At 40.1% G+C, this 26,037-nt stretch carries 22 protein-coding genes and 1 pseudogene; 19 read left to right on the forward strand and 4 right to left on the reverse strand.

Translation table 11 applies throughout. The features are described from left to right. Positions 1–19: 19 nt before the first annotated feature. From MPH60_RS07135 to MPH60_RS07150, 4 genes are all read left to right on the forward strand, one after another. Positions 20–1,306, forward strand: coding sequence for an ABC transporter substrate-binding protein (locus MPH60_RS07135; RefSeq protein ID WP_241590253.1), 1,287 nt, complete (start codon positions 20–22; stop codon positions 1,304–1,306). 41 nt (positions 1,307–1,347) lie between these two features. Then, a complete protein-coding gene (locus MPH60_RS07140; RefSeq protein ID WP_241590254.1) occupies positions 1,348–2,226 on the forward strand; it encodes a carbohydrate ABC transporter permease in 879 nt (292 codons plus the stop codon). A gap of 86 nt (positions 2,227–2,312) precedes the next feature. Next, positions 2,313–3,119, forward strand: coding sequence for a carbohydrate ABC transporter permease (locus MPH60_RS07145; protein WP_241590391.1), 807 nt, complete (start codon positions 2,313–2,315; stop codon positions 3,117–3,119). A 17-nt stretch (positions 3,120–3,136) separates the two neighbouring features. Continuing rightward, positions 3,137–3,973: a PfkB family carbohydrate kinase gene (locus MPH60_RS07150; protein ID WP_241590255.1), complete on the forward strand. Its 837-nt coding sequence runs from the start codon at positions 3,137–3,139 to the stop codon at positions 3,971–3,973. 42 nt (positions 3,974–4,015) lie between these two features. Here the strand turns inward: MPH60_RS07150 and MPH60_RS07155 are convergent, their stop codons facing one another. Next, positions 4,016–4,774: a GntR family transcriptional regulator gene (locus tag MPH60_RS07155; protein WP_241590256.1), complete on the reverse strand. Its 759-nt coding sequence runs from the start codon at positions 4,772–4,774 to the stop codon at positions 4,016–4,018. A gap of 250 nt (positions 4,775–5,024) precedes the next feature. Between MPH60_RS07155 and MPH60_RS07160 the strand changes: the two genes are divergently transcribed. Then, the gene (locus MPH60_RS07160; RefSeq protein ID WP_241590257.1) at positions 5,025–6,218 is read left to right on the forward strand and encodes a M14 family zinc carboxypeptidase; all 1,194 of its coding nucleotides are present in this window, start codon (positions 5,025–5,027) and stop codon (positions 6,216–6,218) included. Positions 6,219–6,462: 244 nt separating this feature from the next. Further along, positions 6,463–7,527, forward strand: coding sequence for a M14 family zinc carboxypeptidase (locus tag MPH60_RS07165; protein WP_241590258.1), 1,065 nt, complete (start codon positions 6,463–6,465; stop codon positions 7,525–7,527). A 230-nt stretch (positions 7,528–7,757) separates the two neighbouring features. Here MPH60_RS07165 and speB read toward each other — a convergent pair whose 3' ends face one another. Further along, entirely contained in the window at positions 7,758–8,726 is a 969-nt protein-coding gene (speB, locus tag MPH60_RS07170) for an agmatinase (protein WP_241590259.1), read from the reverse strand. Between the two features lie 422 nt (positions 8,727–9,148). Here speB and MPH60_RS07175 point away from each other — a divergent pair, with 422 nt between their 5' ends. The 4 genes from MPH60_RS07175 (at position 9,149) to MPH60_RS07190 (ending at position 12,715) form a co-directional block, all read left to right on the forward strand. Beyond that, a complete protein-coding gene (locus tag MPH60_RS07175; protein ID WP_336275392.1) occupies positions 9,149–10,495 on the forward strand; it encodes an APC family permease in 1,347 nt (448 codons plus the stop codon). Between the two features lie 351 nt (positions 10,496–10,846). Continuing rightward, positions 10,847–12,124: a Glu/Leu/Phe/Val family dehydrogenase gene (locus MPH60_RS07180; protein WP_241590260.1), complete on the forward strand. Its 1,278-nt coding sequence runs from the start codon at positions 10,847–10,849 to the stop codon at positions 12,122–12,124. 34 nt (positions 12,125–12,158) lie between these two features. After that, on the forward strand, positions 12,159–12,449 hold the full coding sequence (locus tag MPH60_RS07185) for an SAV0927 family protein (protein WP_137019970.1): 291 nt from the start codon (positions 12,159–12,161) through the stop codon (positions 12,447–12,449). A 17-nt stretch (positions 12,450–12,466) separates the two neighbouring features. Beyond that, positions 12,467–12,715: a hypothetical protein gene (locus MPH60_RS07190; RefSeq protein WP_241590261.1), complete on the forward strand. Its 249-nt coding sequence runs from the start codon at positions 12,467–12,469 to the stop codon at positions 12,713–12,715. A 75-nt stretch (positions 12,716–12,790) separates the two neighbouring features. Here MPH60_RS07190 and MPH60_RS07195 read toward each other — a convergent pair whose 3' ends face one another. Then, a complete protein-coding gene (locus MPH60_RS07195; RefSeq protein ID WP_241590262.1) occupies positions 12,791–13,531 on the reverse strand; it encodes an IclR family transcriptional regulator in 741 nt (246 codons plus the stop codon). 175 nt (positions 13,532–13,706) lie between these two features. On the opposite strand from MPH60_RS07195, the gene MPH60_RS07200 reads away from it, so the two are divergent. From MPH60_RS07200 to MPH60_RS07230, 7 genes and pseudogenes are all read left to right on the forward strand, one after another. Beyond that, positions 13,707–14,570 carry a dimethylarginine dimethylaminohydrolase family protein gene (locus MPH60_RS07200; protein WP_241590393.1) on the forward strand — a complete coding sequence of 288 codons (864 nt, stop codon included), beginning with the start codon at positions 13,707–13,709 and terminating at the stop codon, positions 14,568–14,570. A 256-nt stretch (positions 14,571–14,826) separates the two neighbouring features. Next, positions 14,827–16,442: pseudogene (locus tag MPH60_RS07205) on the forward strand (M20/M25/M40 family metallo-hydrolase). A 163-nt stretch (positions 16,443–16,605) separates the two neighbouring features. Further along, a complete protein-coding gene (locus MPH60_RS07210; protein WP_241590394.1) occupies positions 16,606–17,949 on the forward strand; it encodes a YfcC family protein in 1,344 nt (447 codons plus the stop codon). Positions 17,950–17,987: 38 nt separating this feature from the next. Beyond that, a complete protein-coding gene (locus tag MPH60_RS07215) occupies positions 17,988–19,175 on the forward strand; it encodes an amidohydrolase (RefSeq protein ID WP_241590263.1) in 1,188 nt (395 codons plus the stop codon). Positions 19,176–19,352: 177 nt separating this feature from the next. Then, complete coding sequence (locus MPH60_RS07220; protein WP_241590264.1) at positions 19,353–20,114, forward strand: dimethylarginine dimethylaminohydrolase family protein; 762 nt, start codon at positions 19,353–19,355, stop codon at positions 20,112–20,114. A 51-nt stretch (positions 20,115–20,165) separates the two neighbouring features. Next, entirely contained in the window at positions 20,166–21,581 is a 1,416-nt protein-coding gene (locus MPH60_RS07225) for an amino acid permease (protein ID WP_241590265.1), read from the forward strand. Between the two features lie 226 nt (positions 21,582–21,807). Continuing rightward, positions 21,808–22,146 carry a VOC family protein gene (locus MPH60_RS07230; RefSeq protein WP_241590266.1) on the forward strand — a complete coding sequence of 113 codons (339 nt, stop codon included), beginning with the start codon at positions 21,808–21,810 and terminating at the stop codon, positions 22,144–22,146. A gap of 147 nt (positions 22,147–22,293) precedes the next feature. On the opposite strand, the gene MPH60_RS07235 is transcribed toward MPH60_RS07230, so the two are convergent. After that, positions 22,294–24,129 carry a sigma 54-interacting transcriptional regulator gene (locus MPH60_RS07235; protein ID WP_241590267.1) on the reverse strand — a complete coding sequence of 612 codons (1,836 nt, stop codon included), beginning with the start codon at positions 24,127–24,129 and terminating at the stop codon, positions 22,294–22,296. A gap of 169 nt (positions 24,130–24,298) precedes the next feature. On the opposite strand from MPH60_RS07235, the gene MPH60_RS07240 reads away from it, so the two are divergent. Together MPH60_RS07240 and MPH60_RS07245 are read left to right on the forward strand one after the other, a co-directional pair. Then, a complete protein-coding gene (locus MPH60_RS07240; protein ID WP_241590268.1) occupies positions 24,299–24,529 on the forward strand; it encodes a hypothetical protein in 231 nt (76 codons plus the stop codon). An 82-nt stretch (positions 24,530–24,611) separates the two neighbouring features. After that, a complete protein-coding gene (locus MPH60_RS07245) occupies positions 24,612–26,024 on the forward strand; it encodes a purine-cytosine permease family protein (protein ID WP_241590269.1) in 1,413 nt (470 codons plus the stop codon). Positions 26,025–26,037: the final 13 nt, after the last annotated feature.

Raw genomic sequence — 26,037 nt, forward strand, 5'->3', positions numbered from 1 at the left:
TATAAAAAGGAGGGTATTCATGAGAAAAACAAAACTTATAATCGCATCATTTTTAAGTTTATCTTTAATGCTAGGGGGATGTTCTGGTGAAAAAACATCTTCAGAATCAGATGTTGGAAAAACAACCATAACATTTTTCCATAGGTGGCCAAAAGAACCGGAAAAAACTTACTTTAATGAAGTTGTAAAAGAATTTGAAAAACAAAACCCCGATATCAATATTAAAACCGAAGCAGTGCTAAACGATTCGTATAAAGACAAAATTAAAGTAATGACTGGTACAAATAATCCACCTGATGTTTATTTCTCATGGAGTGATGAATTTGCCAGTCAGTTTGTGCGAGGGAATAAAGCTTTGGATTTAACTTCTTATTATGAAAACGATCCGGAATGGTCTTCTCAACTCGTTCCATCCCAAGTCAAACCGTATACATTTAATAATAAGGTGTATGGTGTCCCTGTAACAATGGATGGAAAAATGTTTTTCTATAACAAGGATGTCTTCGAAAAAATGAACATAAACCCACCTAAAACCTGGAATGAATTAATTGACGTGTTAAAAGTGTTAAAAAAGAATAACTACACAGCCCTTCAATTCGGCAGTCAAGATACTTGGACAATTTCACATTATTTGGGCACGTTGAATCAACGCCTTGTTAGACCGGAAGTGCTGACAATGGATTATAATCGAAAAACCGGAAAATTCAAGGATGACGACTACATAAAAGCGCTTGAAAAATTCCAAGAGTTGTTACCTTATTTTAATGAGAATACGAATTCAATAGATCACGAATATGCTAGGCAGCAATTTTCAAATGGCAAAGCACCTATGTTTTATGCAGAAACGGCAGAAATCAAGCTGTTTGGACCCACTAAGTTTGAACTTGGAATGTTTAACTTCCCTGAGGTGGAAGGCGGAAAGGGTAATCAAACGAATCTAACGGGATCTCCTGAGGGCTTTATGATTTCTTCCAAGACAAAGCATCCTAAAGAGGCGATGGAGTTTTTAAAGTTTTTAACCACTCAACAGATGGGAGAGAAACTAGTCACTGATGTGGGCAAGTATAGTGCAGTTGAAGGTACAGTAAATGAAAATAATTCTTCCCCGGAACAGCTGGAAGCGGTTCAAAGTATATTGAACGCCAAGGAAATGGCCCCATGGTTTGACATGAGTATTGATGCGCGTATTGCAGATGCCTATTTAACAGGAGCACAAATGATGTTAAATGGAGATAAAACACCTAAACAAATCATGCGTGATGTTCAAAAAGCTGCCGATACTGTTAGAATCGAAGCGGGGAAATAAGGGAAATCATTTTTCCGTTTTATTAAGGGAGTGATCTTTTAATGATAAAACTCGATAAATTTGTACCTTATCTATATCTTCTTCCAGCATTAGTTTTTTTACTGCTAGTTTATATCCCCATTTTCCAGAATATTGGCGACAGTCTGTATAATTGGAGTACTTTTTCACCAAATAAAGCATTTGTAGGGTTGGACAACTACTTTACTTTGTTTAAAGATCCCGTATTTTATGAAGCTTTAAAAAACAATATTCTTTATGCAGTCATTTCAATTGTTTTCCAGGTATTTGGAGGGTTAATTGTTGCAGCAGTTTTAGAAGATAAATTAATCCGTAAATTTTCACCCATCTTTCGTACAGTCTATTTCTTACCAGTCGTCGTTTCAATGACAGTCATAGCGTTGCTGTTTTCATTCTTTTACAACCCGGAAGTGGGGTTGTTAAATCAGTTTCTTAAAATGATTGGATTGAATAATTTAGCACTGCCATGGTTGGGCGATAGTGATACGGCAATCTATGCAGTCATTGCTGTCTCACAGTGGCAATCGATTGGTTATATAGCCATGTTATATATCGTAGCCATTCAAAAAATTTCACCTGAGCTATATGAAGCAGCTGAAATGGATGGAGCGAATAAAATAAAAACGTTTTTTCACATTACGGTTCCAGAAACGAAGGAAATGACATTTGTAGCCGTAATCTTAACACTGACAGGTGCTTTTACAGTGTTTAATGAGCCATATATCTTAACCGGAGGGGGGCCGGGAACTTCTTCCGAAGTCCTAAGCACCTATTTATATAAAACGGCTTTTTCTAAAGATATGATGGGATATGCTTCAGCCATTGCAACGGTTATCTTAATTATTACGTTACTTATTTCTCTTGTTCAAATGAAAATATTTAAAACAGGAAAGGAGGACTAATAATGGAGATGCCTAAATCAACGATCAGAGTACCGGAATTAGTTGTGAAAAATCTAAAATATGCAAGGAAAAGAAAAGACTCCAATATGAGAGTAGCGCTAGTCTATGCAGGCTTGATCGCATACTTTCTTGTTGTTGCCTATCCCTTATTATGGATGGTCATCAGTTCTTTTAAAAGCACAGAGGAAATTTTCAACCATAGTTGGTCCCTTCCTCATACATGGTTGTTTGAAAATTATGTAACAGCCTGGAATAGTGGGATTTCTTCCTACTTTTTAAATAGTGTCATGGTTACGGGTTTGACCTGTATTTTAACGGTATTAGTAAGTGCGTTAGGTGCCTACGGATTATCTCGCTTTGATTTTCGTGGAAAGGCTTTCATTTTGGTCATATGCTTAGGGGGGTTGATGCTATCTCCCCAAGTAAGCCTGATCCCATTGTATAATATCATTCAGAAGTTAGGTATATATAACACCCATTGGGCGTTAATTTTACCTTATGTAGCATATAGAATTCCGCTAACCATCCTGTTGATTCGGGCCTACTTCCTGTCCATTCCGAAAGAACTGGAAGAGGCTGCCCGGTTGGATGGATGCACAAACCTTGGAATCCTTTTTAGAATTTTCATTCCTATGAGTAAGCCTATTTTATTAACAACGACAATTTTAACAGCTTACTATACATGGAATGAATTCATGTTCGCGATCATCTTTATAGACGATGACAGTTTACGTACGATACCTGCCGGTTTAATGCAATTTCGAGATGCACTGCAAACCGATTGGGGAGTGTTACTTTCTGGATTAACGATTTCAGCGGCACCAATCGTCATTTTATTTTTATTCATGCAGAAGTACTTTATCCGTGGAATTGCTAGTGGAAGTGTAAAATGATAACAGGGGGAACAGGCATGAAATTAATTGGAATTGGAGATAACGTAGTAGATTTTTATAAAGATCAAGGAAAGATATATCCTGGCGGCAATTCATTAAACGTGGCAGTATTGTGCAATCGTTTAAATGATGAGCAATCTTCATATATTGGCATTGTAGGAAATGACGGGGCAGCAGACCATGTGTTAGAGGTATTGCAAAAGGAGAAGATAGAGATTAGTAGAGTAAGACAAGCAGTAGGAGAGAATGGTATGGCAGTCGTCGCGTTGGATAAGGACGGTGACCGAATTTTTATTGGTTCCAATAAAGGGGGAATTCAATCCAGATTGGGGATTGTACTGAATGACAATGATTTGGATTATATTCGGCAACACGACCTTCTTCATACAAGTGTATATAGCCGTATAGAGCATAACCTTCCAATATTAAGCCGATTTATTGACATTTCTTTTGATTTTTCGACAAATCAAGAGGATCACTATTTACAAAAGGTTTGTCCCTTTGTGAATTATGCATTTTTTTCCGGAAGCAATTTAAACGAGGCAGAGTGCAATGCACTGATTCAAAAGGTTCATTCGTTCGGCACAAAGGTAATATGTGTTACTCGTGGGGAAAAGGGAGCACTTTTATCAATTGAAAATCAAATATATGAACAAGCTATTATCCAAACTGAAGTTGTAGATACGTTGGGGGCGGGAGATTCCTTTATTGCCGGTTTTCTCTCTTCGTACGTCCAAGGGCAAGATGTATATAAAGCTTTACATAAAGGAGCATTGGTCGCCTCCCAAACCTGTCAGGATTATGGTGCTTTTGGGTATGGCAAAGTATATAATCCTGATCATATGATGGTTTAAAATGATGCATGGATGAATGAATAAAGGTAACGAGATCCCGGATTAGGAGTGGGATTCGTTACCTTTTTCTTGCGATATTGAACTATCAATCGTAAAGGTCACGCGATTAGCAGGATAGTATAGGAAGGATGAATGGATAGGCTGCTTTTTAGCGTCATATGCCACTTTCTCCACTTTGAAAAGGGGATCTCCCACTTCGCATTCTAAATATTTTGCTTCATCTGCATTTGCCAATACCATATTTAAAAGTTTCGTGTTATGAACAGGCGTTATATTATATTTATGCTTTATGATATCATACATGGAAACAGAGTTATGGACATGTTGATTTAAATTTGGCAGAATCTTTAAGGAATAATGTGAAATTTCTAAGGTGAGAGGTTGATTATCATAGTATAAGATCCGTTGTAATTCAAGAACATCACTTTCAGGAGTAATCTCCAAGGATTTAGAAATATTAGCCGGTGCAGGCAGTATCCCAAATGAAAGGATTTTAGTTTGAGGTATTTTCCCTAATTCTGACATATATTCAGCATGACCATTTACAGCGAATAATTCCCTTTTTACTTTAGGGTATTGGACAAAAGTTCCCTTTCCCTGTTGGCGTATTAGCAGCCCCTCTTCCACCAGATCCAAAACAGCTTTTCTTACAGTAATGCGACTTACTCCATATATGTCGCATAAATCTGTTTCGGTTGGCAATCTTTCGCCAGAAGAGTAAATCCCTTTGTTTATGTCTTCGATGATAGATTGCTTTAATTGCATATATAATGGCGTAGAACTATTAGTGTTGAGTTTCATATTTTCCCCTTTCTTGTATTTTTCCTTTTATTATAACGTAATGTGATGTTATAGTACAAATCATCGATTCGACAGACCGCGAGCAACTACAATCCTCGATGAAAATGTCATGGATCTTTTAGCGTGGAAGTTAAAGTGGTTGCCCGAATCATAAAATAGCCATAATACGACATCAAAATCCAACATATTTCTACTTTCCCGTTTTGTATAATGAGATAGAAAAATATTTTAAGGGAGTGATTGTTGTAATATGAAAAACAGGAAAATTATTTCAACTCTAGGAGTTGCCGTTTTATCGGCGGGTATTGCTGCACCAACATTTGCAGCTAATGAAACATCCCCGGGAACACCCATTCAACAAACTTATTCGGTTTCAGGTTTTACAGATCATGCTGAACTAGGTAAAAAGCTAGAACAAATTGCGAGTGATAGCCAAGGTAAAGTAAAAGTGGATGTAGCTGGATATTCCAATAGAAATAGAGAAATCTATAAAGCAACCGTGGGAACTGGAGACAAAGTCGTTTTCATTCAAAGTGAGATCCATGGAAATGAGAAAACGGGTACGGATGCCATCTTGAATATCTTGAAGTTTTTGGGGACCAACTCTCCTGAAGCGGAGAAAATTCGTAATGAAATTACCCTTGTCGCTTTGCCTAAAATGAATCCGGATGCTGCTGAATTGGACCGTCGGGGAAATGATATGACCTGGGCAGAGGTCGTGAATCAGTTTCCACAGTTAGCAGGAGCGAGTCCATCTTGGAACTATTATACATACAAAAATGAATCATTCGATTATCAGTCCCAACCTGGTTTCGATGTCAATCGTGACTTTAATCCTGATTTGAATTATATTCCCCAAGCTAAAGACTTCCCTGGAAAATCATCCACCCCTGGCTGGTTCATAACACCTGAATCACAAACAACACGTGATGTTTACAAGTCTCTCCTGAAGCAATACGGAAAGGTGGAGGTTTTCGTGGACTTGCATCACCAAGCTCCCTATTATGAAATTGATGGAACGGATGATTTAGTCACATACTCGATTTCCGCTCAATTTGTTCCAGATCCACGCTCATCTTCAGGACAAGCTTATGCCAAATATGCAAAAAACTATAATTATGATTTTTCCAGACAATTGAATGTAGCGGTATATAATGCTATGAAAGTACAAGGTAATTCTCCATATGGAAATATATCCTTATATCCGCAAAACCAAAACCTTCCTGGAACGGCTTTAGGAGCCTTTGCTTTAAACGGAAGTGGGACAGTGCTCTTTGAAGTTAGAGGCCAAACACAGTCCTTTGGCCAAAAGAAAAAAGGCATGCTCATTAAAGCAGTTGAAAGAGGGTTATATGGAATAATTGATGGAGTTACAGATGGCTCTGTATATAAAATCAATCCGGAACAATACGAGACAATTCCACTGACGGAGGGCAGGCAATAATAAATATTTAGTGAGGAAATGATATTTTTATCCACTTCCAGACTAGATTGAAGTAACCAGACGGGTGTCCGCCTGGTTTTTCTTCATCGCGAATATTTGAATATCGCTTTGTATAAGTAATTCCTTTCAAGTTATATTTTATTTGGAAACATAGTTATTTTTCACTATTAACATAAAGTAGTAAAAATGTCAGAATATTAGTAATAGTTGTTTTTTAGTAATTAAATGATAAGGAGGGTTTTTATTGAATTTTAAAAAGAAAGTCCTATCAGTTTCATTATCTAGTTTAATGACCTTAAGCGCAGTAACAGCTGTTGCGCTGCCAGTCGGAGCGGTTGGAAATGGCCCCAGTGCTGGAAATGGACAAGTGACAACTTCAAATCTTCATACATATGAAAGCCTGGTAAGCTATCTTGAAACGCAGGATGCAAAACAAGAAAGGCTGGCACTGGAAGTAATCGGGAAAACGGTAAAAGGGAGGGATATTCACCTAGCGAAGTACATCTCAAATCCTAAGAATCCTACTATACTATTTTTAACCCAACAGCATGGAAATGAACAACTGACTACTGAAGGTGCACTCGAATTCATTAAACATCTAGGCACGAACAAGACTAAGGGTATTCTGGAAAATGTTAATATACTGATCATTCCCATGTTAAACGCAGATGGGGCCATGGGAGATGTTAATTTCCCTCTTGATGACTATTTAGCAAAAGGCGATCGGCATCTAACACGGGCAAATGCAAATGGGATCGACTTAAACCGTGAGCATGATAAAAAAACTGATTCCATGCAACTGGAGGTAAAGGCGTTACACGAAAATGTATTTGCGAAATACGATATAGACTACATGATAGATTTACATCACCAAGGGACGCTAAGCGAAACAGACGGTGAACTTGTTTCAGGTTCAATTCTTTATCCTACAAACGCAAACGTAAAGCCTGAAGTATTAGAAGCGTCAAAAAAACTGGGTGCTGTTGTATATAACTCCATTGAACCAACTGGTTGGGGGCATATTGGCAGGTATGATGGCGGCTCTGGAGAAAATATAGGCCGTAATGGTGCAGCCGTTCGTTATGATATTGCCACACTGCTCTTTGAGATGCGAGGTATGTCGGACCACAATATCGAGTCAGTAGCGCTTGGACAAAAAAGTAATGGCTATCTAATAAAGCAAACAGTAACCACTTTGGATGCAGCTGTCAGAGCTATTGCCGATGATTCAATTGAAACTGCTGATGCAAGCTTTTGGGACACCCTGCCAACACAATACAATCGTCCCGGGATAGAATCGGACGAATAAAATGAGACACATTCCATTCTTTCAGATGGGATGTGTTTTTTTATTTTCCTGCACCGATAGCAGCTTGAACTTGTTCATCAGACTATATGAAATGATCTATAGAGGAAATAGCAGGACAAGATAAAAGATTACATAAAAAAAAGGCATCTGCTTTCACTAAAAGCAGATGTCTTTTGAACGATTACAGTTTGGACCTGATATGTCCCTTCATTAATTGTTGGTGTTTGCTCCTATAAGCTTTTTTCGGTTGAGTTCTCCTTTTTTTGTTCTTCTTTTAGTTGTAAGGCTACTAAACTGGCAAAGTCATGAATGATGGTGGCTGCCAATAGTGAAGTAATTTGTGTTGGATCATACGGCGGGAGGACTTCCACCAGATCGAACCCAATAAAGTTGAATCCTTGCAGAGAGCGTATCATCTCTAGGGTTTCAAAGCTATTTAGACCGCCGACCTCCAATGTGCCAGTTCCAGGAGCGCAGGATGGATCAACAAAATCAATATCAAAGGTCAAGAAACATGGAGTATCCCCAATGGTTTTCTTGACTTCCTTCACCACATCTTCGATTCCTCTCTTCTTCAGCTCGGGCGTAGTTATAACATTGTAGCCTAGATCTGTACTTGAATCTATATCTCCTGGATGATTGAGGGTACCTCTGATGCCAATTTGAAAAACTTTATCCGTTTGGAGCAAGCCTTCCTCATATGCACGGATAAACGGGGAACCATGCCAGTATTTTTCATCATAATAAGTATCCCAGGTATCTGTATGTGAATCAAAATGAAGAAGTGCAACAGGACCGTGTATTTTTGCGGCTGCTCTTAGATTAGCCAATGTTACTGAATGATCTCCTCCGATGCCTATTGGAATGATCCCGTTTTTCATCAGGTCTGACATAGCCTTTTCAATTAACTCATAGCTTCGATGTATATTATGGGGAATCACTGAAACATCGCCAATATCAATTGCATTACATTCGTCAAACGGAAATACCTTGTGAATGGGATGATAAGGAAACAACGTCATGGATGCTTGGCGGACTGCCTGTGGAGCAAACCGGGCTCCTACCCTGAATGAAGCAGCTGTATCAAAAGGCATACCTACCACTGCCAATTTGGCATTCTCTCTTGTAGAAGGTAAGCGCATAAATGATCCTGTCGTACAAAACTCTGGTTTAACATCAGGTGATAAAGGATATTTCATTTTTCCATTCCTCCATTTTCTTATAACGATAATAGTTTTGAAACTCAAATAAATGAATTCCTATAGATGATTAATCTTGCAATTATCATGCCAAGACACAGTAGGTGATTTAATGAGGGTTTTTACCAGATAAGAAAGGCTTTGGTATGCAAAGGCGAATAATTTATGGAAAATTGAATCGTCGATGGAAGCGATGCTGAAAGACTTCAATTCTATAAATCAATCATTTGCCATTAAGAATACAGGAATTAAGTAGCATTTTAGGCGTTTTTCCTTTGACGAAGTAAACCGAAATCATTTGGCACGGAAATTGCATTTAGGTATACAGATAAAAACTTTTAAAAAAGAGGGAGGCATGGTGATTTATCAAGTTAAGAAATTGAACTTACTGATTTGAAAGCGGTTTCAAGGAGGAATGATAGGTGGAAAATGAGGTTACATTGAAAAGATCACTGAAATTATGGCAAATCGTTATGATGGGATTAGCCTATATGACCCCCATGGTCGTATTTGATACATTCGGCATTGTATCTGGGATTACGGGCGGCCATGTGCCGACTGCCTATATCGTTGCATTGGTGGGGATGCTTTTTACAGCTGCCAGCTATGGAAAACTTGTAAAGGTTTTTCCTGCTGCAGGTTCTGCCTACACTTATACGCAAAAGGCCATAAACCCTCATTTAGGATTCTTGGTAGGATGGTCTTCGTTGTTAGACTATTTGTTTTTACCTATGGTAAATGCATTGTTAACCAAAATTTATCTGACAGCATTATTTCCAGGAGTTCCTACATGGATTTGGGTAGTATTGTTCGTAGCAATCGTCACCATTCTCAATCTCAGGAGCGTCAATGTACTTGCTAACTTTAATGCGCTTTTTGTTTTAATTCAGATTGCCATCATGGCAGTTTTCATCATTCTTGTTGTCAAAGGTTTGAATAATGGAGAAGGAACAGGAGAAGTGTTTACAATAATGCCTTTCGTAAAAGAAGGAATGGACTTCTCGGCCATTATAACCGGGGCCACGATCCTTTGTTTTTCCTTTTTGGGATTTGATGCAGTAACGACACTATCTGAGGAAACGCCGGATCCGAAAAAAACGATTCCAAAAGCGATATTTTTAACTGCACTTTGGGGTGGAATCATCTTCATTACCGCATCTTTCTTTATTCAGCTCTTTTTTCCGGATATATCCCGTTTTAAGGAACCCGATGCTGCATTACCGGAAATCGCCCTTTATGTAGGCGGGAAGCTATTTCAATCCATTTTTCTTTGTACGACTTTTGTCAATACGCTAGCCTCGGGCTTAGCATCGCATGCCAGCGTTTCCCGTCTTTTGTACGTTATGGGCCGTGATAAAGTGTTTCCGGAAAAATGGATTGGATTTATTCACCCTAAGTGGAAGACACCAGCCATTAATGTACTCATAGTTGGTGTCATTTCATTGTCGGCTTTATTCTTTGATTTAGTGACAGCAACGTCACTGATCAACTTTGGTGCCTTAATGGCATTTACCTTTGTAAACCTGTCAGTGATCAGCCATTTTATCATTCGGGAAAAGAAGCATCGAACGATAAAGGGGTGTATTCAATACTTAATTATGCCTTTAATTGGAGCGATAGCAATTGGCATTCTTTGGATCAACCTTGAGGCAAGTTCCCTAATAATGGGGACAAGTTGGTTCATTATTGGTTTTTGTTATCTATTATATATCACAAAGGCATTCCGGAAGGCTCCGCCTCAATACCAAGTTGAAGAAATTCAGCTATGAGATTTTCCAAGAAAAAACGCATCCGATAAGGATGCGTCCGACTGTAGACAAACTCGATGAAAATCAAGTTTGTCTACAGTTTTTTTGAGGGTTTATTAAAACTATTTATTCAATATACTTCGGTATTCTCTCGGTGTGCACCGTTTAAGAGACGCATCCTAAAAAAGATGCATTTTTTTATGTCTTTAATCTTTACTGTTTATATATGCAAATCTGAATTGCTTATGAATTAATACATATTTCCTGATGATGATGATTGGAAAATGGCGGTATATGGCTATCCATATAATATCCTCAAAGCTGGCACGGAAGTTGCTTAATAAGTTATAAGAATATAAGTGAGGTGCTAAAATGTCAGAGAAAATTAAGGTAATAGAAAAACGTCAATTGGATAATCCACTGCAAGAATTCCAGGATATCTTAAAAGAAGCGATTCATGTTTTGAACTATCCAGATCAGGTTTTTGATTTTCTAAAAGCGCCAATGCGTTTTCTGGAAGTCTGTATTCCTATTCAAATGGATAATGGGGAGACAAGGATGTTTCAAGGGTATCGGGCTCAACATAATGATGCAGCCGGTCCAACTAAAGGGGGGATTCGGTTTCACCCGGATGTCACTCCCGAAGAAGTTAAGGCATTGGCCGGGTGGATGAGCTTGAAATGCGGAATAACCGATCTTCCGTATGGAGGGGCGAAAGGCGGCATTGTGTGTGATCCCAGACAGATGAGTTCATCTGAGCTTGAACGATTAAGCAGAGGGTATGTCAGGGCAGTAAGTCAAATAGTGGGACCTACAAAAGATATCCCGGCACCTGATATGTATACGAATTCACAAATCATGGCCTGGATGCTGGATGAATACGATCACATCAGGGAATTCGATTCACCCGGCTTCATTACAGGAAAGCCTCTGAGGTTAGGGGGATCGAAGGGCAGGGAAAAGGCCACTTCCAAGGGAGTATTATACACACTTCAAATGATATGTGATTTAAAGGGGATTCCTATTGAAGGCATGCGGGTAATCATTCAGGGATTCGGGAATGTTGGCAGTCATTTGGCCATGTATTTACATGAAATGGGGGCTAAGGTTGTCGGAATAGCGGATGAGCTTGGAGGTTTATATGATCCGAATGGCTTGGACATTCCTTACCTTTTGGAGAACAGGGACTCGTTTGGGGTCGTTTCGAACTTATACAAAGCTTCGTTATCCAATCAAGAATTATTGGAAAAAGAGTGTGATGTGCTGATTCCTGCAGCCATCAGCGGAGTGGTGAATAAAGATAATGCAACACGATTAAAATGTGAAATCCTGATTGAAGCAGCAAATGGTCCGACTACAAAGGAAGCAATCAATATTCTTGATGATAAAGGTATAGTGCTAGTCCCGGATATTTTGGCGAATTCAGGAGGGGTTATCGTCTCGTATTTTGAATGGTGCCAGAACAACCAAGGTTATTACTGGACGGAAGAGCTTGTGGATGAACGATTGAAGGAAAAGATAACGGCCAGCTTTTTGAATGTCTACCATACTTCACAAAAATATTCCGTGAACATGAAAGTGGCGGCTTACATTGAAGGGATTCGCAAAATAGCTGAAGCATCCCAGCTTCGAGGATGGGTCAGGTTCTGAACGAATTATGGCATACAAGAAAGGAGGCAAGCCGTTGAATTTTGATATTCTTTCCGAAAATAAAGAAAACCAGGCTATTCATCATTATTGCTTATTGTCACAAGATTATAGATATGATGTGACCATTGTATATTCGGGCCAGTTTTTCGGTAAAGCAATGGTGACTTCCATGCAAAGCGGAAGAATGATCCTGCTTTGTGCCAATGATATTAATTTAGATCAGTACTGGGCTCCGACCCTGGGCATTGAACAAGAAGATATACCTGAGTTCCAAAACTTTCTCAAGTTAGTGTTACAAACCCCATTTCATTTTGAAGAATATTGAAGGAAGGAATGATGTAAATGTACGTTGATGTGATTCTAAGCCCTTGTGATGGCAGGATTGAAAAAATTGCAATATCCAAAGATTCCAGGTTTTACGAATGGGAACAATTATTTCAGATTAAGAAGGCAGATGGATGTGTGGAAATCATTGATATTGGTGTCAGCGGAAAGATAGAATCATTGGAGGTATTGGAGGGTGAACCTGTGGTGGCCGGCGAGGTCCTTGCCTATTTCAGGGAAGATTTATTCGTGACCGGCAGCGATTAATATAAAAACGAAAAGAAGATGAAATGATTCATCTTCTTTTTCGGCTTATTAGATAGTCCTCCGCTGCTCTCTTATTCAAGGTCCCCTATACCCCAATTTTGCAGAAACCCGATTGCCCGTTTCCATTACATTCTTTATGAGGAAATCAAGTCTTTCTTCTGTCAGGTTAAAGCTGACAAAACCAATGCTCACCGCACCGTGAACTTCCCCAAAATGGTTCAATATAGGCACGGCAACAGAACATGTTCCCTCTGTTCTTTCACTGTGACTGATTCCATGTCCCTTCATTTTAGTCTCTTGCAATATATCCCAAAAAGCTGCTCTTTCTTGTGCTGGCAGAAGAGCATCTACTATTTTTTTCACTTGATTATATGGCATATAGGCGAGCATAGCTTTATTGGCAGCCCCGATATGCATAGGTACACGTGAGCCAAGCTGGTCATAAACCCGGATTTGGCTTTTTTCACTGTCGATTCGTTCGATAACGAGTGATTCCATTCCGATTGGCTGGCTAAGGTAAACGCTTTCCTCCACCTTGTTCATCAGCCTTTCCAGTTCAGGCCTTATTTGACTGATGTAATCCATTTTGTCATACATACGCAAACCGTATTCGAGCCAAATATTCCCCAAACCATATTGTTTGGATTGCCCGTCCTGTTGGATTAATCCATGCGAGGACATCGCTTTTAACAAACGATGCATGGAGCTGACAGGAAGATCACATTCTTGAGAAAGTTCCGTAATAGACAGCCAGTTTTCCGATGAATTGGAAACCAGCACCTTTATAACGTTCATGGCACGATCAATCGATTGCATAAACAAACCACCTATCTTTCATTCCAAGTTAAATAAAATGCTAATTTATTTGAATATTTAAAACATATTGACAGTATACCAAATTTGATTTTATAATAAAAGAAAAATTCCTATTAGCGGAAACGTTTTCCGTTATGCGGAAAAGGAGGGAGAGGCAGTGACATATTGTTCGTCCATGTACAAACCTTTGGAACGTGTCATTGTAAAACATCCGAAAGAAGCTTTTATTAGTCAAGAGCATTTAAGCCAAGCATGGCGGAACTTCAACTTTGCGGAAGAGCCGGATTTTAACGAAGCGCTAACAGAGTATGGTGACTTTATTTCCATTTTGGAGAAATATGTTCCAAACATCGATTATTTGCCAGCATCTTCGGTAGTCGGGATTGACTCCTTATATGCGCATGACCCGGTCAAATTCACAAGCCAAGGGGCCATTATTTTAAAGTCAGGCAAAGAATTGAGGCAGCCTGAAGCTAATGTATACAAGGAATTTTGTAAGGAAAAGAACATCCCGATTATTGGGTATTTAACGGGTGATGCGGTCGCGGATGGCGGTGATATCATTTGGCTGGATGATAAAACCCTGGTTGTCGGACATGGTTATCGTACAAACGCAGAAGCCATTCGGCAATTAAAGGAAATGACCGCACATCTTGTGGATGATTTCATCGTAGTTCAGCTGCCGCATGATCAAGGAGAGGGAGAGTGTCTCCATCTTATGTCTTTCATCAGCCTGGTCGACCATGATTTAGCTGTAGTCCATTCCCGCCTTATGCCTGTCTTTTTCAGAAAACTGCTTATTGAACGAGGCATTGAGCTTATCGAAGTGCCGGTTGATGAGTACTTGAACTTGGGCTGCAATGTGCTTGCCATAGCTCCGCGTGTTTGCGTAATATCTTCTGGTAACGCTTACACGAAGCAGCAGCTTCTTGAGGCCGGAGCAACGGTTTATGAATACAAAGGAACTGAAATCAGTTACAAAGGCACTGGCGGTCCAACCTGTTTAACCTGCCCGGTGGTACGTACAAATATTAAATGATACTTGTAAAAACACCAGGAAAAAGCTATGTCCGGCCCCGCCCTTGCAAGCCTGATTATGAAAAAGTAATGAAACAGATGCGTCTTACGTGGAAGCTTTGGAAAAATGACTTTGTGATCATTCCGAAGGGATATGAAGAGGCGGCCCGACAATTGAATCGGAGTTACAAGATCAGGACGGTGGATTGAGCTGTTTGTGACTGCGGTTTTATATATCGGGAATCTAATATTTGATGAAAATCGGAAAGGGGATTTCAATGAGTCAATTACTATGGGGTACTCCAGAAACGCTCCGTGCTTTACTATGTGAACTTGTTAGCTGGGAAAGCCGGACTCTTACAGTTGGGGAACGCACGTTTCCTTATAAGGTACAAGAGAAATTGAGGGAACTTGAATATTTTAAAAGGAATCCGGAGTACTTATCGCTTCACGAGGCTGATTTAGGGAGAAATTTTGTCAATGCCTTTTACAAACATCCCGATAGCAAGGAGACCGTTGTATTAATCAGCCATTTTGATACGGTTCATACTGAAGAATACGGCGATCTTGAGACTTTTGCTTTTCAGCCAGAGGAGCTTACTAAAAAACTTCATGACCGGAAAGGTGATCTGCCGGAAGAAGCGCGCCTTGATCTTGAATCAGGAAAGTACTTGTTTGGCAGAGGTACGATGGATATGAAAATGGGGCTTGCCCTTCATATGGCTATCATCGAAAAGGCAAGCATTGAACAATGGCCGATCAATCTCCTTCTGTTAACGGTTCCGGATGAGGAAGTGAATTCTGCCGGAATGAGGGCTGCAGTTAAAGAACTTGTGACTTTACGTGATAAATATAGCCTTTCCTATAAAATGTTTCTTAATAGTGAACCGTCCTTTTCACAGAAGCCGGGTGATAATAGACATTATATTTATTCCGGAACTTTGGGGAAAATCATGCCCGCTGCCCTTTTTTATGGGAAAGAAACTCATGTAGGTGAGCCATTAAAGGGCATAACGGCTAATATATAGCCTCGTTCCTCACACAGCTCATGGAGTGGAACACTCTTTTTCTGGAAAGTGATCTTGGCGAGGAAACACCTTTACCAGTATCGCTTCAGCAAAAAGATCTAAAACTACAATATTCAACACAGACACCTTATCGGGCAGCCGCGCTTTATAATGTGTTCATTATGAAAAGAACAGCTGCAGAAATAATGGATCTATTCGAGCAGGTTGCAAACGAAGCAGCGATGAAATGCAATGAATCTTATAAAGCTCTATGTCTGCGTGAACAAATTGAGGGTGTAGGCGAAGTACAAGTATTGCGCTACGAAAAGTTACTTTCATATGCCGAGGGCAAATTTGGCGGCAATTTTGTTGAGCAAATAAAGAGTGAAGTTAAAGGAAACATGGATTTGGATGAGCGGGAAAAATCAGTGCGGATCGCTGAAAAATTGATGATACAATGTCAGGAGCTTTCACCCGCCATTGTATTGCTGTTCGCACCGCCATATTATCCAGCCGTCAATACGTCCGAAGATCCGCTTATCATGGAATCTGTGAAATTAATGAAGGAAACTGCCAGCCTGCTTGATGAAGAAGTCAGTCAAATTCATTATTTTAATGGCCTTTGCGATTTAAGCTATGTTCAATATAGTGATGAGTCTGATGGCTGGACGGCTTTTGAAAAAAATACACCAGTCTGGGGCGATACTTACAGCATTCCTTTTGCTGATATGCAAAAACTTCAGGCACCCGTACTTAATGTGGGTCCATTCGGCAAGGATGCCCACCAGCGTACTGAGCGCCTTCACATCGAGAGTGCCTTCGTCCATACGCCCGTTATGCTGGAGAAGTTGGTAAAGAGTATGTTTAAGTGTTTGGTTGAGAAGTGATGGTCCGACTGGGAAACTGGATTAATATAAAACTTTAACTGGGGGTATTTATATGAATGACCTGCCTAATGGTCCAATCACTTCCGAGCCGCTTAATCAGAATAATAAGCCACTTAACCAACTAACGGAGTTACCGGAAAAAGGGATTAATCCTTTTGTCTTAATGTTTATCGTAATTGTAATCGTGACGGTTTTAACCTATATCTTACCTGCAGGCCAATATGAAAGAATTGAAAAGGATGGCCGAAGTGTAGTCGATCCCACTTCCTTTGAATTCGTTGAATCAACACCAGTGGGATTATTGGAAATGTTCAGCAGCATTCACGCAGGGATGATTGAAGGAGCATCAATTATCTTGTTCGTCTTTTTGTTTGGCGGAGCATTGGGAATCATGCAGGCAACAGGAGCACTGAATTCTTTCATTAAGTTTGTGGCTGTTCGATTCGGAACAAAAGAGAAATTGCTTATTCCGTTGATGGTATTGATCTTCGCTTCATTAGGGACACTGATTGGCTCTGCTGAAGATGCATTAGTTTATATCGCAATCATTGTTCCGATGACGATAGCATTAGGCTTTGATGCACTTACGGGTTTTGCGATCGTCATCCTTGGAACATTGGCGACTGGATTCATTTCGGGCATTACGAACCCTTTTAATGTAGGAGTTGCCCAAAGCATTGCAGAACTACCTATGTATTCGGGAATGGGATTGCGTATCGCCCTTCTTGCAGTGTTTTATGTCGTTACAGTATTGTACATCTATTTCCATGCAATGAAGGTTAAAAGAAACCCTGAACTGGGAGAGTATGGGAAATTCAGGCGTGAAGATCATGCACATTTTGATAAAAACTTTAGGATAAATAAAAGACATAGCGCCGCTTTAATTATTTTATTGGTGAATTTCATCCTATTAGTATATGGAGTCATTAAATTAGGCTGGTATATAAGCGAAATTGGCGGCTTGTTTTTATTAAGCGCAATCATTATGGGCATAATTGGAGGCTTAACTCCATCCAAGATGGCTAATGGTTTTATTTCAGGAGCAGGCGATATGGTTTCTGGGGCATTGATAATAGGAGTTGCGCAGACAATCCTAGTCATCATTACAAGCGGCGGATTGCTGGACACCATTTTATATTATGCTGCAGGATTGGTTGAACAACTTCCTCCCGCCATAAATGCAATCGGAATGTTCATAGTCCAATTATTTCTTAACTTCATTGTGCCATCCGGAAGTGGGCAAGCTGCATTGACGATGCCGATCATGGCTCCATTAGCGGATTTAATGGGTGTGACAAGACAAACGGCAGTGTTAGCTTTCCAATTAGGGGATGGGATTTCGAATATGATATTTCCGACTTCTGGAGTGCTATTGGCTGGATTGGCAGTGGCAGGCATTTCATTTACAAAATGGGTAAAATGGGTGTTTCCATATCTACTGATTCAATTTGCCATAGCGATTATCTTTTTGATCATTGCTCAAAGCATGCAGTATGGCCCTTTTTAGAAAAAACTGAATATTGGCACTAATAGGAGGCGTTTATGATGAAGAAAGTACAGGAGACGGTTGTGGATGAAGTGATTTCATGGAGACGTCATTTTCACGAAAATCCGGAGCTCTCCTATCAGGAGCACCAGACTTCTGAATTTATCTACAGGAAATTAAAAACCTTTTCAGGATTGGAAGTGACGAGACCAACTGAAACGAGCGTTTTAGCTGTTCTTAAAGGAACTCAAAAATCTGCCCGAAAATCGAATATCATATCTTTTCGTGCAGATATTGATGCTCTCCCGATTGAAGAGGAAGCAGAAATTGAATTCAAATCAAAAAATCCTGGGGTTATGCATGCCTGCGGACATGATGCACATGCTGCGATGTTATTAGGTGCTGCTAAAGTCCTCTCCGGAAAAAAAGATGCGATTGATGGAGAAATCAGGTTTATTTTCCAACACGCAGAGGAAGTACTGCCAGGGGGAGCTCAGGAATTGGTAACAAAAGGGGTCATGGAAGGAGTGGATTATGCATTTGCACTGCATGTTACTCCTTATGAAGGAACAGGAACAATATGTTTAAGGGAAGGGGTATTCTGTGCTGCAGCCGATGATTTTGAAATTAAAATTATAGGTCAGGGCGGTCATGCGTCGACTCCGGAATTAACGGTAGATCCGCTGATCATTGGTGCAGAAATTACGACGAATATTCAACATATCGTCTCCAGGAAAATTTCAGCACTTAGGACACCAGTCATTTCAGTCACTCAGTTCCATTCCGGAAGTGCGCTCAATGTCATACCAGAATATGCGGAAATCGGAGGTACCATTCGTTCCTTGGACTCTGATAGCCGAGTGAAAGCAAGGGAGCATCTTGAGCGAATCGTTAAGGGGATTTCGGAGGCGCATGGGGCAAAATGTGAAATAACTTGGTATTTAGGGTATCCAGCAGTGGTAAATGATAAAGCTGCTGTTGATATTTCAAAAACGGTCATGGAAGGTATTTTTGAAGAGAATAACATCATCAAGGTTGATGATCCCATGTTTGGAACAGAAGATTTTTCGGCTTTTTCAGAAATCGTTCCCTCTTCGATGCAATTTCTAGGGGTCCATAATGATGAGTTTGGAAAAGCTTATCCTTTACACCATCCTAAATTTAAAATCGATGAGAAGGCTCTAGGGTATGGAGTAAGATATTTTGTAGGAATAGCGGATAAATTGTGCAGTCATTCAAATAATTGAGAAAGCATGGGCTAAGAAGAGGCACCCGTTATAGTTTAATAGAGGGATTTGGTTGTCTCTTCTCTCTATCTATAATTTCCGCTTCCGGAATAAAAGAAACTTCATTTAAAGTACAGCAGGAGCAAAAAGGTAATCCACATTTTAATAAGATAAACTACCTAATTAGGAGGAATATATATGTTTAACCACGCGATTGTAAGAAAGATTGGTAAAAGTTTTGTAAATGGCTTAACAACATCGGATTTAGGAAACCCGGATTATGAAAAAGCGCTTGTACAGCACAAGGCTTATGTAGAAGCATTAAAACGCTGCGGTGTGAAAGTGACCATTCTCGAATCGGATGAAAGATACCCTGATTCTACGTTTGTAGAAGATACTGCAGTATTGACCCCGAAATGTGCACTTGTAACCAATCCTGGTGCAGATAGCCGTAATGGTGAGATTAATGAAATGAAAGAAGTTTTAAAGGACTTTTATGAAACGATCGAATATATTCAATCACCAGGTATGTTAGATGGCGGAGATGTAATGCAAGTTGAAAATCACTTCTATGTTGGCCTTTCAACCAGAACGAATGAAGCAGGTGCTTTGCAGTTCAAAGATATCATGAGTAAGTATGGTTATGATACGACCATCATTCCCCTTAAGAAATTCTTTCATTTAAAAACGGGTGTCAATTACCTGGGAGACAATAATTTATTAGTGGCCGGGGAATTCATTAATCACGAGGCTTTTTCTAGCTTTAATCAAATCATCGTAAAAGAGGAAGAAGAATATTCGGGTAACTGCGTCAGAATGAACGATTGCGTTATTGTCCCGAAAGGGTTTGAAGGTACAAAGAAGAAAATTGAAGATTTGGGATACACAGTGATTGAAGTGGAAATGTCGGAATTTCAAAAACAAGATGGCGGCCTTAGTTGTCTTTCATTGAGGTTCTAAGATGGTTTGTGAGAAGGCATAGGCTAATAGATATGATAAGGATGTGATTATATGGGGTATGGACTGGAGAATAATGATCAGCTGCAACGCTCAATGAAAAGACGCCATTTATTTATGCTTTCACTTGGCGGCGTAATTGGTACAGGCCTATTTTTAAATGCAGGCTATACAATTAACCAAGCGGGGGCAGGAGGAGCCTTGATCGGTTATCTAGCCGGCGGACTTATTTTGTATATGGTCATGGTCTGCCTTGGCGAGCTAGCCGTTCATATGCCGGTTACTGGATCATTCCAAAAATATGCTGCCGAATATATTGGGCCTTCCGCTGGTTTCTCTCTAGGATGGATGTATTTTGTAGGCTCAGCAGCAACTGCAGGAGTTGAGTTTACGGCAGCAGGAATATTGATGAAACAATGGTTCCCCCATAGTCCTACCTGGATTTGGTGTGCTGTGTTCATAGTGCTTTTATTTACATTGAATGCATTAACGACAAGAGGTTTTGCAGAGGCGGAATATTGGTTCGCAGGAATTAAAATCGTTGCAGTGATTTTGTTTATCTTGATTGGAATCGCTGGCATCTTTGGTTTTGTCTCTTTATCTGATCGTCCAACCCCATTTTTTGAGAATTTGGCACCTTCTGGTCTTTTTCCAGCAGGAGGCATTACAATTATCTTTGTGACAATGATGAATGTGATATTTTCTTATCAAGGCTCAGAACTAATAGGAATAGCGGCAGGGGAAAGTGAAAAACCTGAAGAGAACATCCCTAAAGCCATTCGAAACGTACTATTTAGAATCATTGTTTTTTACATTTCGTCCATTATCATCCTTTCCGCCATATTCCCTTCTTCGGAATTAGGCTTATTGGAAAGTCCTTTTGTAACTTTAATGAAGATAGCGGGGATACCATATGCAGCAAGTATCATGAATTTCATTATTTTGACAGCCATTCTTTCCGTGGGGAATTCATGTCTGTATGCTTCCACGCGTTTGCTTTGGTCGATGGCCCATGATGGAATGGCACCTAAGGTGTTTGGTCTATTGTCCAAAAGGAAAGTGCCATTGAATGCCCTTCTTTTTACGATATGCTTTTCGCTTCTATCGTTATTGACCAGCTTCATTGCGGCCGATACTGTGTTCGTGATACTTATGTCCATAGCGGGAATTTCCGTCACGATCTCTTGGATGGGGATTGCTTTATCGCAATATATGTTTAGAAGGAAGTTTATAAAAGCGGGTGGTAAAACGGAAGATTTACAATACATAGTACCATTTTACCCATTTGTCCCGTTGTTTTGTTTAGGCTTTTGTTTGCTGATTCTAGTATTCCTTGCCTTTGATCCTACTCAACGAGTCGGATTGTTTTATGGGATAGGATTTTTGATAGCCTGTATATTATTCTATAAATTTAAATTGGCCAAGAAAGTAGAGTCAAACACTAACTATGAAAATGAAAAATTATTGTAATGGAGTTACACCGAAGGCCAGCCAGTTTTTACTGGCTGGCCTTTTAATCTTGTAATTGCGGTAACTTGGATGATTATTTACTGAATCGGAAGGATAATACTGACATTTTTAAGAAAAAGAAGGAATACCTTACAAAATAGGAAGGGGGGATTAACAAGTCTGCGGAAAATTAACTTTTTTACGGAGGGACGGAAAGAAAACAATAATAGTAAAATCGGGGGAAGCAATGAAGATCAATCATATTAATTTAACAGTTAATGATGTTACGGCTTCACGTGAGTTTTTAGAAACATATTTTGGACTGACATGTGCAGGAAGTCGTGGAGATGGGTTCGCCGCAATGAAAGATGATGATGGTTCCATATTGACTCTAATGAAAGGAAGCGATGTACAATACCCCAAGACATTTCATGTTGGATTCATACAAGAAAATGAAGAACAAGTTAACAGGATCAATCAGAAGTTGAAGGATGATGGATTCAAGGTAAAACCCCCACAACACTTACACAGATATACTTTCTACGTAGAAGCGCCCGGAGGATTTAATGTGGAAGTATTGTGTTAACGAGTTACCTTGGAGAAAAATCGTAAACCCTAACGAAAAAGCTGACTGCAAAAGACCGTTCAAGACGGCTCCTGTAATCAGCTTTTCTTTTTTTTACTCTAGTATTCAGTCGGTTTAATAGAATCACTGCAGGACTTCATCCTTAAATCAAACATGTATATTGAGTTGCTTACGGAGACGTTGCATTTCCGAATTGAAATAGGCTTTGCTGTAATCACATCCTACAATAGCAACGATATTGCCGTCATCATCAATGATTGGCGCAAAGCTTGTTTTCCACTCACCGTACCTGTCTTCGTATATGGGTGTCACACCAGCTTTACCATTAAACGCCTGGTATGCGACATTAACCATTTCCGGGGGGCCTAAATATTCTTCCCCCGGTTCAATTACAAAGCCTTTATCTGCAACGAGGTGAATCAGACGTCCATCCTCCGTCATGATAAATATAAAGACCCATTCAATTACACCTTCCTTTTCTTGAATCATGGTCAGTTTTTGTTTTAATTTCTGGTTATAGGAAGTTTGCCGGTTCATATTTTTTTGTAGACTGATAACCTCTTCAGCTGGAATGATAGCTGCGGTTACAACGGCAATGGATCGAAGCCGCTGGTTTATTTGTTCTTCTAAAATGGCCCGTTTATCCACTGGTGAAAAGCTTGCCTCTTCAATTTTATTTCGTAATTTTTTATATTTCCTGCTCATCGTCGGCTGGCTGACTTCCAATACCTTTGCTGCTAGTTTTAATGATTTGTATTGTTCCATCGCCATGTTGATCAGCTGTTCCTCCACAAGGTCGACTGCTTCCTGCAAAGGCATTAGAAAATCGATAGCAGGTAGTAAAGTGGGTTTGTTGGGTCCTTTAAAAGGGAGCACTTCTCTAATCAACGCAACATCCACTTCCGGTATTCCGCTAGTAATCACAAGCCTTTCAACTGTATTCTCAAGTTCGCGCACGTTGCCGGGCCATTGATAGATACATAGCAAGTCGAGTGCATCCGGTGTGAAAGCTACCTTTCGATTGTAAAGTGTATTGTACTTTTGTAAAAAAAAATGAACCAGGTGGGGGATTTCATCTACACGATTCCTAAGCGGCGGAAGATGGATGGGCACGACATGAAGACGATAATATAAGTCTTCTCGGAATTCACCTTTTTTCACCATTTTTTCGAGCGATTTATTTGTTGCGGCAATCACTTGAATGTCAACAGGGTGTGATGTCGTACTTCCAATTGGTGTGACAACGCGTTCCTGAAGGACGCGAAGCAGTTTTACTTGAACATTAAGCGGTAACTCGCCAACCTCATCCAAGAATAAGATGCCTTTATGGGCGAGTGTGAATTTCCCTTTGGCGCCGTCTTTCCGTGCGCTGGTAAAAGCCCCTTCTACGTAGCCAAAAAGTTCGCTTTCAATCAGGTTTTCCGGGATGGCGCCGCAATTGACAGGTATAAACGGACCGTCGCTTCTGTTACTCATATTATGTATGGCCCTGGCGGCTATTTCCTTTCCTACACCGGATTCCCCCAATAAAAGGACTGTTGCGCTGACATCAGAAACCATTTGCATTTTATGCAGGACATCAAGCATCGGTTTACTGCGGATCACAAATGGAAATGATGGCTTCTTCGATTCCAACAAAGGCCCCGATTGCCCCCTTGATGTATCTGGATAAGAGTCTTTAATTTCTTTGAAGGCCCAAACCCATGCACCGGATTCAATCGGGTATGCCGTCATCAGCAGCTCTGGACCCTGCCACGAGGACTGCATGAAAGATCTTTTTTCATTTTTGCCCATTATCTCTTCTGCCAAGTTTGTAGCAAATAAATCTTGTTCAACATCTCTGATGGAACCGCCGACATTAGCGGATTTGACTGTTTGGAATAAGGAATTCCCTTTTCCGGTCGATTTCAGAATGGTGCCATTTTTATCTGTCACGATAAGCTGATCGTAAATAGACAAGAGTGCAGAGGTGAAGTGGTCCATTTATGTCTACCTGCCTTTCAAATAACTTCCTAGTTTTTATATTACAGAAATTTCACAATTGTTCAATAGTTTCAAAAATGAATATTCTTCCTTTTGAAAACGCTGTAAGCATGGTGTTTTCTGATTGGCATGTTTATTGCATTAAAGTAAAGAGAAGGGACTGGAAAGCATGATTGCAAAGGAGGGAGAAGCGATTTTGAATAAAGAGAATCAGTTTCAACAGAATATCAATTCAGAAGATCCCTTTATTAAAAATCTATATTCAGATTTGAATGAGCGGATCAATGCGTATGAGCAGGAAGAAGCCGTGAAAATCGACAAAATGAAATGGAAGGATGCGACAGGTTCTATTTTTTTCATGATTTTAATCATCGTCTACCTAATCTATTCACTTGTCTAATGTAGTTGTTTCAATCACCCAGAACTATATCAGCCTTATTCCAAGTATTACAATCATTATTCTATAGTTGGGAGAGAAGCGTGTGAGCAAAGAGAATTCCTCCATTTCAAAGGATGTGGCCTTTGGGTTTTTACCGGCAAGTAAAAATGACCGGATTTTTAACCTTCGGGATTTAATTTTAGTTCAAGTTGTTATTGGCCTCTCATCTTTTGGGCTGTTAACTGGTGGATATACAGGTACAATGCTTGACGCGAAGCAGTCACTTGCAGCGATTTTATTCGGTAATGCCTTCCCTATGCTGTTGATTGTTCCCATTACCCTTTATTTTGCGCGTTATGGCATTGATACCTTTGTAGGGTTTCGAAGTTCACTTGGGTATTTAGGATCGAATATCTTTTTCTTTGTTTTTCTTATTTTAACTCTCGGCTATATTTCCATTGCGCTTTTTATGTCCGGCCAGGCGTTGGCAGAGGCGGCTAATTGGATGGGGATGCCCGCGCTTTTTTCAAGCCAAGCAACGGGAGCGCCGTTTTTCTCGATTTTGCTCTTCATCTGTGCATTCCTTGTAACGGTGAGGGGACCGGTAGCGATTCAAAAATATACCGCAGTAGCCGTTCCGGTTTTTATGGTTCTCATGTTTGGCCTTCTTGCAATAGTCTTGTTTGGACAGGGATTCACGGAAGTTGCTCATATACTTCCTTCTGAGCCATTTGAAACGACTTCTCGTTCATTTGCGACAGCCCTGGAGTTAAACATCGGTCTCGGCTTTTCATGGCTTCCGTACCTTGGCCAATACAGCCGTTTATCTAAAACGGAAGGAGGAGCATTTAAAGCGGGCTTCTACAGCTATGGAATCATTGTCAGTATCGCCGCGTTAGTCGGGGCCCTTGCTGCATTAGTCGCTGGTTCACTTAATCCTTCTGATTGGATGTTTTCCATCGCAGGAAGTTGGGGCGGATTCATTGGCTTGATTTTACTTTCGGTAGGGAATGTCGGTGCAGCCATATTCCTTATGTACTCACAAGCTGTCAGCTTTAAAACTGTATTCCCGAAAAAGTCATGGATGATTGCGATGGGAACAACCGTACCGACTATATTCTTACTTCTAAGCTCAACGTTCTACGATGCCTTTGGTTCATTCATTGCTGTCATTTCTTTTATTATGGCTGTTCTTGGCGGGATTGTCGTTGCAGATTACTTTTTTGTAAAGCGCCAACGCATTTCAATAAGGGATTTGTATGACACGCAAGGCTCTTATACCTATTGGAAAGGCATTAACCCGTCGGCCGTTCTCACGGTGGTTATCGGAACGATCGTTTACTGGGCACTCTATAATCCATTGACTTTTGAAGCAAGTGACTTTTTCCTTCATACAGCTGCCGGAATTCCAACATACTTTGTCGCTTTAGTCACCTACTATGTTTCATCTAAATACATTTTCCGTTTTGAAGTTGACATGGAGCGTCCATCGGTGGAATTAAAGGAAGCTAAATAGATAAAAACTCACT

The sequence above is a fragment of the Peribacillus sp. Aquil_B1 genome (assembly GCF_022603275.1).
Taxonomy (GTDB): Bacteria; Bacillota; Bacilli; order Bacillales; family DSM-1321; genus Peribacillus.

Bases quoted from the DNA above. Each gene is read 5' to 3' on its own strand.
- speB (WP_241590259.1), bottom strand. From the start codon at position 8,726: ATGAAATATCCTTTATCACCTGATGTTAAACCAGAGTTTTGTACGACA.
- MPH60_RS07145 (WP_241590391.1), top strand. From the start codon at position 2,313: ATGAGAGTAGCGCTAGTCTATGCAGGCTTGATCGCATACTTTCTTGTT.
- MPH60_RS07155 (WP_241590256.1), bottom strand. From the start codon at position 4,774: ATGAAACTCAACACTAATAGTTCTACGCCATTATATATGCAATTAAAG.
- MPH60_RS07140 (WP_241590254.1), top strand. From the start codon at position 1,348: ATGATAAAACTCGATAAATTTGTACCTTATCTATATCTTCTTCCAGCA.
- MPH60_RS07210 (WP_241590394.1), top strand. From the start codon at position 16,606: ATGTTTATCGTAATTGTAATCGTGACGGTTTTAACCTATATCTTACCT.
- MPH60_RS07200 (WP_241590393.1), top strand. From the start codon at position 13,707: ATGTACAAACCTTTGGAACGTGTCATTGTAAAACATCCGAAAGAAGCT.
- MPH60_RS07180 (WP_241590260.1), top strand. From the start codon at position 10,847: ATGTCAGAGAAAATTAAGGTAATAGAAAAACGTCAATTGGATAATCCA.
- MPH60_RS07220 (WP_241590264.1), top strand. From the start codon at position 19,353: ATGTTTAACCACGCGATTGTAAGAAAGATTGGTAAAAGTTTTGTAAAT.
- MPH60_RS07190 (WP_241590261.1), top strand. From the start codon at position 12,467: ATGTACGTTGATGTGATTCTAAGCCCTTGTGATGGCAGGATTGAAAAA.
- MPH60_RS07160 (WP_241590257.1), top strand. From the start codon at position 5,025: ATGAAAAACAGGAAAATTATTTCAACTCTAGGAGTTGCCGTTTTATCG.
- MPH60_RS07135 (WP_241590253.1), top strand. From the start codon at position 20: ATGAGAAAAACAAAACTTATAATCGCATCATTTTTAAGTTTATCTTTA.
- MPH60_RS07150 (WP_241590255.1), top strand. From the start codon at position 3,137: ATGAAATTAATTGGAATTGGAGATAACGTAGTAGATTTTTATAAAGAT.
- MPH60_RS07215 (WP_241590263.1), top strand. From the start codon at position 17,988: ATGAAGAAAGTACAGGAGACGGTTGTGGATGAAGTGATTTCATGGAGA.
- MPH60_RS07230 (WP_241590266.1), top strand. From the start codon at position 21,808: ATGAAGATCAATCATATTAATTTAACAGTTAATGATGTTACGGCTTCA.
- MPH60_RS07225 (WP_241590265.1), top strand. From the start codon at position 20,166: ATGGGGTATGGACTGGAGAATAATGATCAGCTGCAACGCTCAATGAAA.
- MPH60_RS07195 (WP_241590262.1), bottom strand. From the start codon at position 13,531: ATGCAATCGATTGATCGTGCCATGAACGTTATAAAGGTGCTGGTTTCC.
- MPH60_RS07240 (WP_241590268.1), top strand. From the start codon at position 24,299: ATGATTGCAAAGGAGGGAGAAGCGATTTTGAATAAAGAGAATCAGTTT.
- MPH60_RS07235 (WP_241590267.1), bottom strand. From the start codon at position 24,129: ATGGACCACTTCACCTCTGCACTCTTGTCTATTTACGATCAGCTTATC.